We start from the raw sequence: 13,325 nt of genomic DNA, 5'->3' as shown, positions 1-13,325 counted from the left end.
TTCGGGCCGCTTCTTGACTCCGCGACCAACCTAGCCGAGCGCCGGAGGAACGGCATCCGGACCGTGGCCGCTTCGGTAGCGTTCGGCCATGACCTCCCGCGAGCGCCGTCGTGTCGACGAGCACCTGGCGGACGTGCTGGCCCTGGTCGTGCCGTCGGGCGTCGTGGAGGTGCCGCTGGACGTCGCACCGGGGCACGTGCTCGCCCGCGACGTGGCCTCCCGGCTCGACGCCCCCGCGGCGGACGTCGCCGCGATGGACGGGTTCGCGGTGCGGGCGGTCGACGTGGCGCACGCGTCGCCGCCGGCGCCCGTGACCTTGCGCGTGGTCGCCGACGTGCCGGCGGGGTCGGGCGACGTCCCGCGCGTCGGGCCCGGTGAGGCGGCGCGGATCATGACGGGCGCGCCGCTCCCCCCGGGGTGCGACGCCGTCGTGCCGGTGGAGGCGACGTCGGCGGTGCGGTTCGCCCCCGGCGCGGGCGCCCCGGCGCACGTCACGCTGCCGACGGCCGAGGTGCGCCGGGACCACGTGCGGCCGTGCGGCGAGGACCTGCGGCGGGGCGACGTGGTGCTGACGGCGGGCACGGTCCTCGCGGCCCGGCACGTGTCTGTCGCGGCGTCGGCGGGGCACGGCGTGCTGCCCGTGCACCGGCCGCCGCGCGTCGCCGTGCTGTCGACGGGCAGCGAGCTCGTGCCCGCGGGCGTCGACCCCGGCCCCGGGTCCTTGCCCGACTCGAACTCGGTCCTCCTCGCCGCCGTGGTCCGGTCCCGCGGTGCGCACGTCGTGCGGCGCGGCGCGGTCGGCGACACCCCGCAGGCGCTGGCCGCCGCGCTCGACGACGTCGCGCTCTCCTCGACGTGGCCCGACGGCGTCCGCGCGCCCGCGGACCTCGTCGTCACGACGGGCGGGGTCAGCGCGGGGGCGTTCGACGTGGTGCGCGCGCTGCTCGACCCGGCGGCGCGCGCGGGCACGCCCTGGGCGGGAGCCGTGGACGACGACCGCCTCGTCGCCGTCGGGATGCAGCCCGGCAGGCCGCAGGGTCTCGCACGTTGGCGCGGCGTGCCGTGGCTGGCGCTGCCGGGCAACCCGGTGAGCGCGTTCGTGTCGTCCGAGCTCTTCGTGGGCCCCGTGGTCGACCGGCTGCGCGGCGTGCCCGACCCCCGGCCGGCGCTGGTGACGCGTGTCGCGGGCGAGGGGTGGCCGTCGCCCGCCGGCCGCGAGCAGCTCGTGCTCGTGCGGCACGCCGGGCCCGACGACGCGCGCGTCCTCCTCGCGTCGCGCGCCACCGGGGGCCGCGGCTCGGGGTCGCACCGCGTCTCGGCGCTCGCGCACGCCGACGCGGTCGCCGTCGTCCCGGCCGACGTCAGCGCCGTCGGGCCGGGCGACGCGGTGCGCGTCCTCCTGCTGCGCTGACCTGCTCCTGATGTTCGACTGACCGACACCGCGTCCGCCGACCACGGGCTTGCTGTCGTTCTGCGCCCGATTCCGGCATCAGGACCGTGCTCGACGGCGAGCAACCTCGTCCTCGGCACGGCGGGGGGAGAGAGCCCCACGTGGAAGAGTGGGCCCATGAGCTTCACGCACCTCGACGAGCGCGGTCACGCGCGCATGGTGGACGTCACCGAGAAGCGGCCGACGGTCCGGTCCGCGACCGCGACCGGCGTGGTGCGCTGCCCGCCGGCCGTCGTCGCAGCGCTGCGCGACGGCGCCGTCCCCAAGGGCGACGTGCTGGCCGTCGCGCGCGTCGCGGGGATCGCCGCGGCCAAGCGCACCGCCGAGCTGCTGCCGCTCGCGCACGTCATCGGGGTGCACGGCGCGACCGTCGACCTCGCGGTGGGCGATCACGGCGTCGACGTCACCTCGACGGTCCGCACGGCCGACCGCACGGGCGTCGAGATGGAGGCGCTGACGGCCGTGGCCGTCGCGGGGCTCGCGGTGGTCGACATGGTGAAGGGCCTCGACAAGGCGGTCGAGCTCACCGACGTGCGCCTCGTCGCGAAGACGGGCGGGAAGTCGGGCGACTGGCACCGGACGCCGTGACCGGTCCCGGCGGCGCCCCCGCGCACGACGCGGTCGTCCTCGCCGGCGGGCGCGCGCGACGCCTCGGCGTGCCGAAGCCGGGCCTGGTCGTCGCGGGGCGCCCCCTGCTGGAGCACGCGCTCGCGGCGACGGCCGGCGCCCGGGCGCGGGTCGTCGTCGGTCCGGACACGCTCGCCGACCCGGCGCGCTACCTGCTGGCTCGCGAGGACCCGCCGTTCGGCGGTCCCGCCGCGGGGATCGCCGCCGGGCTCGCCGCGCTCGACGCGGCCCCCGTGCCCGACGGCGCACCCCCCGCCTGGGTGCTCGTGCTCGCCTGCGACGTCCCGCGCGCGGGCGACGCCGTGCCCCTACTCCTCGCCGCGGCGGCCCGTGCGGACCAGCCGGTCGACGGTCGCGTCGAGGCCGTGCGCGCGGTGCGCGACGGACGCGACCAGTGGCTCGTCGGGCTGTACCGGCGCCGGGCGCTCGCCGCGGCCGTCGAGCGGCTGCGCACCGACGGCGGGCTCGACGGCGCACCCGCGCACCGCCTCCTCGGGGCGCTCGCGGCCGTGCACGTCGAGGACCGCGAGGGGGTCACGGACGACGTCGACACGTGGCAGGATGCCGACGAGCAGACCCGCGCCGCAGAGCACAGGAGGCCGCGATGACCAACCTCGAACGCTGGGTGGACGCTCTCGTCGACGAGTTCGGCCTCGACCGGGACGCCGTCGACATGGGCGCGATCCTCGCCCTCGCGCGCGACGCCGCCCACAACGTCGAACGGCCCGCCGCGCCGCTGACGACGTTCGTCGCCGGATACGTGGCCGGGGTCGCGCGGGGCGAGGGCACGGACCACGCGGTGGAGGACGTCGTGGAGCGGGCGACGGAGCTCGCGCTCGCGTGGACGCCGGAGCCCGAGCTGCCCGGCACGGCCCCCGGGGAGGGCTGACGTGGCGACGGTGCGGTACTTCGCCGGGGCCCGCGAGGCCGCGGGCGTGGAGTCGGAGTCGGTGGCGGCGGCGACGGTGGGCGAGCTGCACGCCGCGCTCGTCGCCCACCACCCGGCGCTGCACGACGTCCTGCCGCGCTGTTCGCTGCTCGTCGGCGGGGTGCGTGCCGCCGACGACGCGGCACCGGTCGGCCCCGACACGCTCGTCGACGTGCTGCCGCCCTTCGCGGGCGGCTGACGCACGGCCCCGTCACCGGTCGACCGTCAGTGGTCGCCGCCGTCGAGCTGCGCCACGACGTGCGGCAGGAGCGGGGCGAGCACGGCCCACCCGTCGCGCACGCCCCCCGTGGACCCGGGGAGGTTGACGACGAACGCCCGCCCGGCCGGGCCAAGCGCCGTCCCGGCCGTGCCGCGCGAGAGCACCGCCGCCGCCACGTGCGCGGCTCCCCGTCGACGCAGCTCCTCGGCGACGCCCGGCACCTCCTGGTCGACGACGAGCCGCGTCCCCTCCGGCGTGAGGTCGCGCGGCCCCACCCCGGTGCCGCCCGTCGTGAGGACGACGCGCGCGCCGTCGGCCAGGACGGCGAGGATCACGTCGCGCACCGACTCCGCGCCGTCGGGCACCACGCGTGCCTCGACGCGGTCGTACCCCGCCTCGCGCAGCAGGCCCACGAGGAGCGGGCCGGACCGGTCCTGCGCCTCGCCGCGCGAGCAGCGGTCGGAGACGGTGACGACGGCGACGGTCACGTCGGGCACGGGCGGCGGGGTGGTCATGGCCGCACGCTACCCGCGCCAGCCGTTGAGAGCCGCGGGCAACCGTGCCTAGGGTGGACGTGCGGCTGTCCGACCGTCGAACGAAGGAGTTCCGATGCGCCCCGCCCTGCCCGACACCTCTCCGTCCACCACCCACCACCACCGTCGTGCGCGACGTCTCGCCGGGGCCTGCGCCGCGGCGCTCGTCGTCGGGCTCGCGGCACCCGCGTCCGCCCTCGTCCCGGGCTCGACCTCGGACCTGGCGCCGGGTCCGGCGGAGGCGACCGGGGAGGTCGACGACGCCGGGTACGAGGTGATCTTCGACGGCACGCAGGAGTCGTTCGACGCGTGGGAGTACGCCGGACAGGGCGGCTTCGACCTCCTGGACGACGGCACCATGCGCAGCCGGGCGGGCGAGGGCGGCGGCTTCGGCACCCTCTGGTACCCCGTGCGGCAGTACGGCGACTTCTCCCTCAAGGTCCAGCTCCGCGACGACGCGCCCGGCGACCTGCGGGGCAACAGCGGCGTCCAGGTCCGCTTCCCCGACCTGTCCGGCCCCGTCGAGGGCTGCCCGACGACGTTCAACGGGAACGAGACGAACAACCTGTCGTGGATCGCGGTGAACTGCGGCCACGAGATCCAGGTGAACGACTCCCCCGAGTCCGGCTCAAACGACCCGCGCAAGACCGGCTCCGTGTACGGCTTCGCCGACATCGGCCTCGACCGGGCCAACCCCGTGCCCAAGGGGACGTGGACGGAGCTGGAGGTGCGCGTCGTCGGGCAGCACTACACGGTGATCCGTGACGGCGTCGTCATCAACGAGTACGAGAACCTGCCCGGCGTGCCCTTCCCCGGCCGCCCGAACGACCCCGACTCGAGCAGCCGCGGCCTCGTCGGCTACGTCGGCGTGCAGGCGCACGGGTCGGCGCCCGACGTCGTGTCGTACCGCGACGTGCGGGTGCGCGAACTGCCGCCCGTGACGACGCAGGTCGACGTCCGCTGCCTCGCCGGGACCGCGCACCTCGCCGTGCGGGCGGAGAACGTCGGCGACGACCCGGTCGACGTGACGCTCCGGACCGACGCCGGGCAGCGCACCGTCGACGGCCTCGCCCCCGGGCGCAGCGCCTACCAGTCGTTCAGCACCCGGTCCGCGTCCGTGCCGGCCGGGTCGGTGACGCTCCTCGTGGACGACGGCGCGGGCGAGCCCGAGTCGGTGCCGACCCCGTACGAGGCCGCGGACTGCGGCTGACGCGGACGGTCCACCGCCGCCGACACCGAGCGGGTGAGATCTGCGCCACCGTGCATCGTGGCGCGCGACCGACGCTCCTTCCTGGAGCGGCCACCTCCGGCCGCACCACCCACGAAGGAGACAGCACGATGTCCACTGCCCACCCCGCGCCGGTCACGCCGCCCCGCGCGTTCCGCGGACCGTCGGTCCGCCCGCTGCAGACCGCAGCCCGCGTCGCCGACACCGCGATCGCCACCCTCGCGACGTTCCTCACCCGCTGGTCCGTCCCAGCGCTGCGGGTCGCTCTCGGACTCGTGTTCCTCGGGTTCGGGGTCCTGAAGTTCTTCCCCGGCGCGAGCCCCGCGGAGTCGATCGCGGCCCGCACGGTCGAGACGCTGACGTTCGGGATCGTCGGGGGCACCGCCGCCGTGATCTTCACCGCCGTGCTGGAGGTGTTCATCGGCCTCACGCTCGTCACGGGACGGCTCCTCAAGACCGGGCTCGTCGCCCTCGGCGTCGCGCTCGTCGGGATCCTCTCCCCGCTCGTGCTGTTCGCGGGCGAGCTCTTCGGCGACGGCGTCACCCTCATGGGCCAGTACGTCCTCAAGGACGCGGTGCTCGTCACCGGCGCGGCCGTCGTGGCCGCCGTCGCCCTCGGCGCCCGGATGACGCGCGACGCATGACCCCCCGGCGGACCCAGGCCCGCCCGTGCAGGGGGAGCGACGACCCGAGGACCCCGTGACCGACACCGGTCACGGGGTCCTTCGCCGTCCGGAGCCGCTCGCTAGCATGGGTCGCATGACCGTCCGGCTGGAGAACGTCGGCATCGCCGTGCGGGACATCGACGCCGCGATCGCCTTCTTCACCGACCTCGGCCTCAGGGTCGTCGGTCGGGACACCATCAGCGGCGAGTGGGCCGACACCGCCGTCGGGCTCGACGGCAACCACGCGAAGATCGCCATGCTCCAGACCCCCGACGGGCAGGGCACGATCGAGCTCTTCGAGTACCTGCACCCCGACGCGATCGAGACGGAGCCCACGCGCCCGCACGAGATCGGGATGCACCGCGTCGCGTTCTCCGTCGACGACCTCGACGCCGCGCTGGAGATCGCCGCGCGCCACGGCTGCCACCCGCTCCGCGGCGTCGGCACCTACGAGGACACCTACCGGCTCACGTACGTGCGCGGCCCGAGCGGCATCATCGTCATGCTCGCCCAGGCGCTGCGGCCGTCCTGACGTCCGTCCCTCCCGGACCTTCCGGGCCTTCCGGACCGCCCGGTCCGCCCGGACCGCCCGATCCGCTCGTGAGCGTGAGCGTGAGGAACACGCTGTTCGGGTCGTCCGTGTAGTCCGCGAACGGCGCGCACGCGACGAACCCGTGCCGCTCGTAGAGCCGACGCGCGGGTGCGAAGAGGTCCTCCACCCCGGTCTCCAGGCTCACCCGCGTCGTCCCGCGCCGCCGCGCGTCGTCGAGCAGGAAGCCGAGGACCGTCGCCGCCACGCCACGACCCCGGGCCGACGCGGCCGTCCGCATCGACTTGAGCTCGCCCAGACCGTCCGCGTGCTGCTTGAGGGCACCGCACCCGAGCAGCGTGCCGTCGGCGTCCCGCGCGGTGACGAACGCGATCCCGGGGACCCGCAGGCGGTCGACATCGAGCGCGTGCACGCTCTCGGGCGGCGACGTCGCACGCATCTCGTCGAGGTGCTCCTGGAGGAGCGCGAGCACGTCGGGGGCGGTCGGGTCCTCGAACGCCACGCGCACGGACGTCGGGATGCTGGTGCCGGTCACGGTCAGAGCCTGCCACGACGCCCGCCACGACCTGATCCACGGTTCCGCAGATGCGGCACTAAGGTGTCTCTCATGCCGCAGTTTCGGATCAAGGAAGCCGCCGACCTGCTCGGCGTCAGCGACGACACCGTGCGCCGCTGGGTCGACGCCGGCGACCTCGACGCGCACGCCGACGACGCCGGGCGCAAGGTCGTCGACGGCGCCGACCTCGCGCGCCTCGCGGCGACCCACGCACGCCCCACCCCCGACCCGTCCGGCGTGACCCGCTCCGCCCGGAACCGGTTCGTCGGGCTCGTCACCGACGTGGTGAGCGACCGCGTCATGTCCCAGGTCGAGATGCTGTCCGGCGGCCAGCGCGTCGTGTCCCTCATGAGCACCGAGGCCGTCCGCGAGCTGCGGCTCGAGCCCGGCAGCCTCGCCGTCGCCGTCGTCAAGGCCACGAACGTCATCGTCGAGACCCCGGGGGGCACCGCGTGAGGCACCTCCCCCGGGTGGCGCCGGTCGCCGTGCTCGGCGGGACGCTCGCCCTGGCGCTCACCGCGTGCGGCGCGACGGGCACCGGGGGCGACGGCGCGGCGTCGGGCACCGGCGAGCGCACCCTCACCGTGCTCGCCGCGGCATCGCTGCGCGACGTGTTCACCGACCTCGCCGCCGAGTTCGAGGCGGAGCACGACGGCGTGACCGTCACCCTGTCGTTCGCCGGGTCGTCCGACCTGGGCGACCAGATCCTCGCGGGCGCGCCCGCCGACGTCTTCGCGTCCGCGGACGAACGCACCATGGACCGCGTGGTCGACGCGGGCGACGCGACCGACCCGGTCCCGTTCGCGACGAACACGCTGACGATCGTCACCCCGCCCGACAACCCGGCGGGCGTCGCGACGTTCGCCGACCTCGCGCGCGAGGACGTCGCCGTCGTCGTGTGCGCGCCGCAGGTGCCGTGCGGCGCCGCGACCGACACCGTCGAGCGGGCCGCGGGCGTGCCGGTCCACCGCGTGAGCGAGGAGGCCAGCGTCACCGACGTGCTCGGCAAGGTCACCGCCGGCGAGGCCGACGCCGGCCTCGCCTACGTCACCGACGCGACCCTCGCGGAAGACGCCGTCGAGGTCGTCGACGTCCCCGAGACCGACGCGGCGCTCAACACGTACCCGGTCGCCGTCGTCGCCGCGGCCGCCGACCGCGGACCGGAGCAGGTCGACCTCGCGCGGGCGTGGGTCGAGCTCGTGACCGGCGAGACCGGCCGCACGGCCCTCGACGCGGCAGGGTTCGGCACGCCGTGACGGTGCGCCTGCGGCGGGCGTCGCGCCTACGCGTGAACCACGCGCGGACCGTCGGGACATCTGGTCGCGGTGCCGTCCGTGACGCGCGGACCGTTGGGACATACGCGCACTGCCGACGGTCCGCGCGTGGTTCACGCGTAGGCGCGCGCGGGCCGCGCAGCGGCGCATGACACGCACCCTGCCGCGATGGGTGCTCGCGCCGGCGGCGCTCGGGGCGCTGTTCGTCGTGGCGCCGCTCGTCGCGATGGTCCTGCGGGTCGACGTCGCCCCCGGCCCCGACGGCGCCGGCGGGCTCTGGTCGCTGCTCACCTCCCCGACGGCCCTCGACGCGCTCAGCCTGTCGCTGCGCACGGCGCTCGCCGCGACCGCGTGCTGCGTGCTCGTCGGCGTGCCCATGGCGCTCGTGCTCGCCCGCACCACGTTCCCGGGGCAGCGGGTCGTGCGCGCCCTCGTGCTGCTGCCGCTCGTGCTCCCGCCGGTGGTCGGCGGCATCGCGTTGCTGTACACGTTCGGGCGGCGCGGGCTGATCGGGCAGCACCTCGACGTGCTCGGGGTCGAGATCGCGTTCACCACGGCCGCCGTCGTGCTCGCGCAGACGTTCGTCGCGCTCCCGTTCCTCGTCCTCGGCCTGGAGGGTGCGCTGCGCACGCAGGACACCCGGTTCGAGGACGTCGCCGCGACGCTCGGCGCCCGTCCCACGACGGTCCTGCGGCGCGTCACGCTCCCCCGCGTGCTGCCCGCGCTGCTGTCGGGTTCGGTGCTCGCGTTCGCGCGCGCCCTCGGCGAGTTCGGCGCGACGATCACGTTCGCCGGCGCGCTCCAGGGCGTGACCCAGACCCTCCCGCTCGAGATCTACCTCCAGCGCAGCGCCGACCCCGACGCCGCCGTCGCGCTGTCGTTCGTGCTCGTCGTCGTCGCGGTCGTCGTCACCGCGGCCGTCCACGGCCCGCGCGTCCTCGGCGGTCCCGGTGGACCGCGTCCCGGCGCGCGCAGACCACGGGCCGTGCCCGACGCCGCAGCGTCGCCCGAGCAGGCCGACTCACCCGCTGGACGGAACCGCCGAGCGGCGGCTGCGCCCGAGGAGGCGAAGGGCGTGGTGGGCCTGGCGGGAGGAGCCCGAGGAACGAGGGCTCCGGAGGGTAGCCCGAGCCCCTCGGGCGCAGCCGCCGCGGAGCCCAGACGGACGCCGCGCACACCACCCCCGGCCCTGACCCTGCGCGCGAAGGTGCCGGGCCGTGGGCTCGACGTGGACCTCGACGTCGCGCCCGGCGAGGTGATCGCGCTCCTCGGGGCGAACGGTGCGGGCAAGTCGACCGCCGTGCAGGTCGTCGCGGGCCTGCTCGCCGCGGGCGACGCGCGCGGTGCGCGGGTGGTGATCGGGGACGACGACGTCACGCACGTCCCCGTGCACCGCCGCCGTGTCGCGTGGCTGAGCCAGCGCCCGCTGCTGTTCGAGCACCTGACGGTCGAGGAGAACGTGGCCTTCGGGCTGCGGGCGCGGGGCGTGCCGAGGGACCGGGCGCGGCACGAGGCGAGGGACGCGCTCGGGCGGGTCGGCGCTGCCGGGCTCGCGTCCCGGCGGGCCACCGACCTCTCGGGAGGGCAGGCGCAGCGCGTCTCGATCGCCCGCGCGCTCGCGACGGACCCGCGCGTGCTCCTGCTCGACGAGCCGCTCGCGTCGCTCGACGTCGCGGTGGCGCAGCACGTGCGGTCGGCGCTGCACCGGGCGCAGCGGGACCGCCCGTGCACGACCGTCCTCGTGACCCACGACCTGCTCGACGTCCTGCTCCTGGCGGACCGCGTCGTCGTGCTGGAGGACGGGCGGGTCGTCGAGGACGGCCCCGTGGACCACGTGCTCTCCCGCCCGCGCTCGCGGTTCGCCGCGCGCCTCGCGGGCGTGAACCTTCTGAGCGGGCACGTCGCGCACGTCGCACCGACCGAGCCGGGCGCCGCCGAGGCCGAGGCCGAGACGACGCTCGCCGTCGACGGCACGGGGGTCCACGTGCGAGGGACGGCGGGCGAGCACCTGGCCGTCGGGGACGGTGCGGTGGCGGTGTTCGAGCCGCGCACGGTCGCCGTCCACCGGGCGACGCCCGAGGGCAGCCCGCGCAACGCCTACCCCGTCGTCGTGAGGAGCGTCGAGCCGCACGGCCCGCTGCTGCGCGTGTGGGGGCGCGTGGTCGGCGAGGGCACGGGCGACCGGTCCGCGCGGGCGACGACCGCCGTCGGGCACGACGCCCCGCACCTGGCCGCCGACCTCACACCGCGCGCCGTCGCGGAGCTCCGGCTCGCCCCCGACGAGCGGGTCTGGTTCGTCGTCAAGGCCGCCGAGGTCCGCGTCCACCCGCGCTGAACGCGGGGAGGTCCCAGGTCGCGGCGGAGCACGCGCGGTCGACGTCCCGGTGAACCACCGTCCTCCCTCGCGCTACCGGGGCAGCGACCGGCGGACCTCGCCGACGATGGCGGTCATGGCCGCCTCGGCGGCGTCGGGGTCGGCGGCGGCGACGGCGCGTGCGACGGCCTCGTGCTGGTCGAGGGCCTCGGGCACGGGGGACGCGGGCATGAGGCCGAGGTGGGTGCGGCCGGACAGGACGGCGGCGACGGCGCCGGCGATCGCGCCGAACATCTCGTTGCCGCTGGAGCGCAGCAGGAGCTCGTGGAAGCGCACGTCGAGGTCGAGGAACTCCTCCAGGTCCCCGGCCTCGCCGAGGAGGCGCATGCGGGCGGCGATCGCGACGAGCTCGTCGCGCACGTCCTGGGTCGCGTGCTGCGCGGCGCCCGCGGCAGCGAGCGGTTCGACGGCGTGCCGGAGCTCGGTGAGGGTGCGCAGCTGGGCGTCGCGCCCGGGGCCGTCGAGGCGCCAGCGGATGACGCGCGGGTCGAGGACGTTCCAGTCGTCGATGCCGCGCACGACGATCCCGACGCGTCGCCCGGACCGGACGAGCCCGAGCCCTTCGAGGAGGCGCATGGCCTCGCGCGCGACGGTCCGGGAGACGCCGAACTCGGCGCCGATCGCGTCGAGCGTGAGCGACGTCCCGGCGGGCGCGTCGCCGCTGGTGATGCGACGACCGAGGGTGTCGAGCACGGTGGTGTGCAGGACCGTCGTCGTCATGCCGCGAGCCTAGTGCGGCTCAAAGGTGCTATCAATCGCTTGCCAATGGTGTTATCAATCAGGCATCCTCGAAGACGGCGCGACGGCCGCGCCCGACACCGACGTCACCCGGACGACGTCGGCCCGACCGACAGGACCCCGCATGGACAGCACGGAACGCGACGACGCACCCGACACCACCACGCCCCCGCACGCCGACACCGGCCCCCGGTCCGAGCACCCGCCGGAGCACCTCGTCGTCATGGGTGTCGCCGGATCCGGCAAGACGACCGTGGCCACGCTGCTCGGCGACCGCCTCGGCCTCACCTACGCGGAGGCGGACCAGTTCCACCCCGCCGCCAACATCGAGAAGATGAGCGCAGGCACCCCCCTGACCGACGAGGACCGCTGGCCGTGGCTGGAGGCGATCCGCGACTGGCTCAGCGCCGAGTCCGACGCCGGGCGGTCCGGCGTCGTCACGTGCTCCGCCCTCAAGCGCTCCTACCGCGACCTGCTGCGCACCGCGCGCGGCCAGGTCTGCTTCGTCCACCTCGACGGGTCGGCCGAGCTCCTCGCCGACCGCATGGAGCACCGCAGCGGCCACTTCATGCCGACGTCGCTCCTGCCGTCGCAGCTCGCCACGCTCGAACCCCTGGCCGACGACGAGCGCGGCCTCACGCTCGACGTCGCCCGCCCGCCCGAGGAGCTCGTGGACGAGATCCTCGCCCGCACGCACCTGCGCGGGCCCCAGGCCCGCTGACGCCTGCCGCCCCCCATCCCCGACCGTCGACGGAGACATCATGCCCCCCGAGGACTGGACCCAGACCCTGACCGCGGGCCCGCTGCTCGCGATCGCCGCGGGCGCCATCGCGCTCCTGCTCTTCCTCATCATCAAGCTCAAGCTGCACGCGTTCGTCGCGCTCATCCTCGTGAGCCTCCTCACCGCGCTCGTCGCGGGCATCCCCACCGGCTCGGTGGTCGAGGTGCTCACCGCCGGGTTCGGCACGACGCTCGCCACCGTCGCCCTCCTCGTGGGCCTCGGGGCGATGCTCGGCCGGCTCGTCGAGACGAGCGGCGGCGCCCAGGTGATGGCGGACTTCCTCATCGGGAAGTTCGGCGAGAAGCGCGCGCCCTTCGCGCTCGGGCTCGCCTCCCTCATCTTCGGCTTCCCGATCTTCTTCGACGCCGGCCTCGTCGTCATGCTGCCGATCGTGTTCTCCGTCGGTCGCCGGCTCGGCGGCTCGCTCCTGCTCTACGGCCTGCCCGTCGCCGGTGCGTTCTCCGTCATGCACATCTACGTGCCGCCCCACCCCGGACCGGTCGCGGCGACGGAGTTCCTCGGCGCGAACGTCGGCGTCGTCATCCTCCTCGGCCTCGTCGTCGCGATCCCCACGTGGTACGTGACGAGCTACCTGTTCGCCCGGTTCGTCGGCAAGCGCATCGACCTCCCGATCCCGTCCATCCTCGGCAAGGCCGACGAGGACCAGCTCGAGAACCCGCCGTCGTTCGGCACGGTCGTCGCGATCCTGCTCCTGCCGCTCGTGCTGATCTTCGCGAACACCGGCCTCGACGCCCTCGGCGCCGCCGGCGTGGTCGACCGGGAGAACCCCGTGGTCCAGGCGCTGCGCGCCGTCGGCGCCACGCCCGTCGCCCTGCTCATCACCGTGCTCGTCGCGTCGTGGGTCCTCGGCCGACGCCGCGGCGTGAGCGGCACCGCCCTCGAGAAGACCCTCGACTCGGCGCTCGGCCCCGTGTGCTCCGTCATCCTCATCACGGGCGCCGGCGGCATGTTCGGCGGCGTGCTGCGCGCCACCGGCATCGGCGACGCGCTCGCGGACGTGCTCGGCGACGTCGGGCTGCCCGTCATCGTCGCGGGCTTCCTCATCGCCGCGATCCTGCGCGTCGCGCAGGGCTCCGCCACCGTCGCGCTCACCACCGCGGCCGGGCTCATCGCCCCCGCGGTCGAGGCCGGGTCGTTCAACCCGGTCGAGCTCGCGGCGATCGTCGTCGCCGTCGCCGCCGGGTCGGTCGTGCTCAGCCACGTCAACGACTCCGGGTTCTGGCTCGTCGGCCGGTTCTTCGACATGGACGTCAAGACGACGCTGCGCACCTGGACCGTCATGGAGACCGCCATCGGCGTCATGGGCTTCGCCATCGCCGCGCTCGTGTTCGCCGTCGCCTAGGGGGACCACCCCGCGGGCGCGCCGGAGCGGCGTCGCGC

At 75.7% G+C, this 13,325-nt stretch carries 16 protein-coding genes; 13 read left to right on the top strand and 3 right to left on the bottom strand.

The features are described from left to right. Positions 1-88: 88 nt before the first annotated feature. The 5 genes from LGQ04_RS05960 to LGQ04_RS05940 all read left to right on the top strand — a co-directional run bounded on the left by LGQ04_RS05960 (position 89) and on the right by LGQ04_RS05940 (position 3,204). Positions 89-1,411: a molybdopterin molybdotransferase MoeA gene (locus LGQ04_RS05960; RefSeq protein WP_229242778.1), complete on the top strand. Its 1,323-nt coding sequence runs from the start codon at positions 89-91 to the stop codon at positions 1,409-1,411. 156 nt (positions 1,412-1,567) lie between these two features. Beyond that, the gene (gene moaC, locus LGQ04_RS05955; RefSeq protein WP_229242777.1) at positions 1,568-2,038 is read left to right on the top strand and encodes a cyclic pyranopterin monophosphate synthase MoaC; all 471 of its coding nucleotides are present in this window, start codon (positions 1,568-1,570) and stop codon (positions 2,036-2,038) included. Then, positions 2,035-2,685, top strand: coding sequence for a molybdenum cofactor guanylyltransferase (gene mobA, locus LGQ04_RS05950; protein WP_229242776.1), 651 nt, complete (start codon positions 2,035-2,037; stop codon positions 2,683-2,685). Before moaC ends, mobA begins: the two co-directional genes overlap by 4 nt. Next, positions 2,682-2,966, top strand: a complete 285-nt coding sequence (locus LGQ04_RS05945) for a DUF6457 domain-containing protein (protein WP_229242775.1) — start codon at positions 2,682-2,684, stop codon at positions 2,964-2,966. Before mobA ends, LGQ04_RS05945 begins: the two co-directional genes overlap by 4 nt. Position 2,967: 1 nt before the next feature. Further along, positions 2,968-3,204 (top strand): MoaD/ThiS family protein, encoded by a 237-nt coding sequence (locus tag LGQ04_RS05940; RefSeq protein ID WP_229242774.1) that lies wholly within the window; start codon positions 2,968-2,970, stop codon positions 3,202-3,204. 26 nt (positions 3,205-3,230) lie between these two features. Here the strand turns inward: LGQ04_RS05940 and LGQ04_RS05935 are convergent, their stop codons facing one another. After that, positions 3,231-3,740 (bottom strand): MogA/MoaB family molybdenum cofactor biosynthesis protein, encoded by a 510-nt coding sequence (locus tag LGQ04_RS05935; RefSeq protein ID WP_229242773.1) that lies wholly within the window; start codon positions 3,738-3,740, stop codon positions 3,231-3,233. 94 nt (positions 3,741-3,834) lie between these two features. On the opposite strand from LGQ04_RS05935, the gene LGQ04_RS05930 reads away from it, so the two are divergent. The 3 genes from LGQ04_RS05930 (at position 3,835) to LGQ04_RS05920 (ending at position 6,183) form a co-directional block, all read left to right on the top strand. Beyond that, complete coding sequence (locus LGQ04_RS05930) at positions 3,835-4,968, top strand: 3-keto-disaccharide hydrolase (protein WP_229242772.1); 1,134 nt, start codon at positions 3,835-3,837, stop codon at positions 4,966-4,968. Between the two features lie 128 nt (positions 4,969-5,096). Then, entirely contained in the window at positions 5,097-5,630 is a 534-nt protein-coding gene (locus LGQ04_RS05925; RefSeq protein WP_229242771.1) for a DoxX family protein, read from the top strand. A 115-nt stretch (positions 5,631-5,745) separates the two neighbouring features. Then, positions 5,746-6,183, top strand: coding sequence for a VOC family protein (locus LGQ04_RS05920; RefSeq protein WP_229242770.1), 438 nt, complete (start codon positions 5,746-5,748; stop codon positions 6,181-6,183). On the opposite strand, the gene LGQ04_RS05915 is transcribed toward LGQ04_RS05920, so the two are convergent. Next, the gene (locus LGQ04_RS05915; RefSeq protein WP_229243023.1) at positions 6,152-6,709 is read right to left on the bottom strand and encodes a GNAT family N-acetyltransferase; all 558 of its coding nucleotides are present in this window, start codon (positions 6,707-6,709) and stop codon (positions 6,152-6,154) included. The two genes, LGQ04_RS05920 and LGQ04_RS05915, sit on opposite strands and share 32 nt — an antisense overlap. 99 nt (positions 6,710-6,808) lie before the next feature. On the opposite strand from LGQ04_RS05915, the gene LGQ04_RS05910 reads away from it, so the two are divergent. The 3 genes from LGQ04_RS05910 to LGQ04_RS17680 all read left to right on the top strand — a co-directional run bounded on the left by LGQ04_RS05910 (position 6,809) and on the right by LGQ04_RS17680 (position 10,366). Beyond that, positions 6,809-7,213 carry a TOBE domain-containing protein gene (locus LGQ04_RS05910; protein ID WP_229242769.1) on the top strand — a complete coding sequence of 135 codons (405 nt, stop codon included), beginning with the start codon at positions 6,809-6,811 and terminating at the stop codon, positions 7,211-7,213. Continuing rightward, a complete protein-coding gene (gene modA, locus LGQ04_RS05905; RefSeq protein WP_229242768.1) occupies positions 7,210-8,013 on the top strand; it encodes a molybdate ABC transporter substrate-binding protein in 804 nt (267 codons plus the stop codon). Before LGQ04_RS05910 ends, modA begins: the two co-directional genes overlap by 4 nt. Before the next feature lie 166 nt (positions 8,014-8,179). Continuing rightward, positions 8,180-10,366 (top strand): ABC transporter permease, encoded by a 2,187-nt coding sequence (locus LGQ04_RS17680; protein WP_308016356.1) that lies wholly within the window; start codon positions 8,180-8,182, stop codon positions 10,364-10,366. A gap of 72 nt (positions 10,367-10,438) precedes the next feature. Here the strand turns inward: LGQ04_RS17680 and LGQ04_RS05890 are convergent, their stop codons facing one another. Further along, complete coding sequence (locus LGQ04_RS05890; RefSeq protein ID WP_229242767.1) at positions 10,439-11,125, bottom strand: FadR/GntR family transcriptional regulator; 687 nt, start codon at positions 11,123-11,125, stop codon at positions 10,439-10,441. 241 nt (positions 11,126-11,366) lie between these two features. On the opposite strand from LGQ04_RS05890, the gene LGQ04_RS05885 reads away from it, so the two are divergent. After that, entirely contained in the window at positions 11,367-11,864 is a 498-nt protein-coding gene (locus LGQ04_RS05885; RefSeq protein WP_229243021.1) for a gluconokinase, read from the top strand. A 40-nt stretch (positions 11,865-11,904) separates the two neighbouring features. Next, a complete protein-coding gene (locus tag LGQ04_RS05880) occupies positions 11,905-13,287 on the top strand; it encodes a GntP family permease (RefSeq protein ID WP_229242766.1) in 1,383 nt (460 codons plus the stop codon). Positions 13,288-13,325 lie beyond the last annotated feature (38 nt).

It is taken from the genome of Cellulosimicrobium marinum (genome assembly GCF_020551945.1).
Classification (GTDB): domain Bacteria; phylum Actinomycetota; class Actinomycetes; order Actinomycetales; family Cellulomonadaceae; genus Cellulosimicrobium; species Cellulosimicrobium marinum.
The sequence above is the reverse complement of the archived record's forward strand: the minus strand, read 5'-3'. Positions and strand labels throughout refer to the sequence as shown.

What these genes read in the sequence shown, in the direction of transcription:
- LGQ04_RS05935 (WP_229242773.1), bottom strand. Translation starts at nt 3,740, where the DNA reads ATGACCACCCCGCCGCCCGTGCCCGACGTGACCGTCGCCGTCGTCACC.
- LGQ04_RS05960 (WP_229242778.1), top strand. Translation starts at nt 89, where the DNA reads ATGACCTCCCGCGAGCGCCGTCGTGTCGACGAGCACCTGGCGGACGTG.
- LGQ04_RS05945 (WP_229242775.1), top strand. Translation starts at nt 2,682, where the DNA reads ATGACCAACCTCGAACGCTGGGTGGACGCTCTCGTCGACGAGTTCGGC.
- LGQ04_RS05920 (WP_229242770.1), top strand. Translation starts at nt 5,746, where the DNA reads ATGACCGTCCGGCTGGAGAACGTCGGCATCGCCGTGCGGGACATCGAC.
- LGQ04_RS05925 (WP_229242771.1), top strand. Translation starts at nt 5,097, where the DNA reads ATGTCCACTGCCCACCCCGCGCCGGTCACGCCGCCCCGCGCGTTCCGC.
- LGQ04_RS17680 (WP_308016356.1), top strand. Translation starts at nt 8,180, where the DNA reads ATGACACGCACCCTGCCGCGATGGGTGCTCGCGCCGGCGGCGCTCGGG.
- LGQ04_RS05910 (WP_229242769.1), top strand. Translation starts at nt 6,809, where the DNA reads ATGCCGCAGTTTCGGATCAAGGAAGCCGCCGACCTGCTCGGCGTCAGC.
- LGQ04_RS05880 (WP_229242766.1), top strand. Translation starts at nt 11,905, where the DNA reads ATGCCCCCCGAGGACTGGACCCAGACCCTGACCGCGGGCCCGCTGCTC.
- LGQ04_RS05930 (WP_229242772.1), top strand. Translation starts at nt 3,835, where the DNA reads ATGCGCCCCGCCCTGCCCGACACCTCTCCGTCCACCACCCACCACCAC.
- moaC (WP_229242777.1), top strand. Translation starts at nt 1,568, where the DNA reads ATGAGCTTCACGCACCTCGACGAGCGCGGTCACGCGCGCATGGTGGAC.
- LGQ04_RS05885 (WP_229243021.1), top strand. Translation starts at nt 11,367, where the DNA reads ATGGGTGTCGCCGGATCCGGCAAGACGACCGTGGCCACGCTGCTCGGC.
- LGQ04_RS05890 (WP_229242767.1), bottom strand. Translation starts at nt 11,125, where the DNA reads ATGACGACGACGGTCCTGCACACCACCGTGCTCGACACCCTCGGTCGT.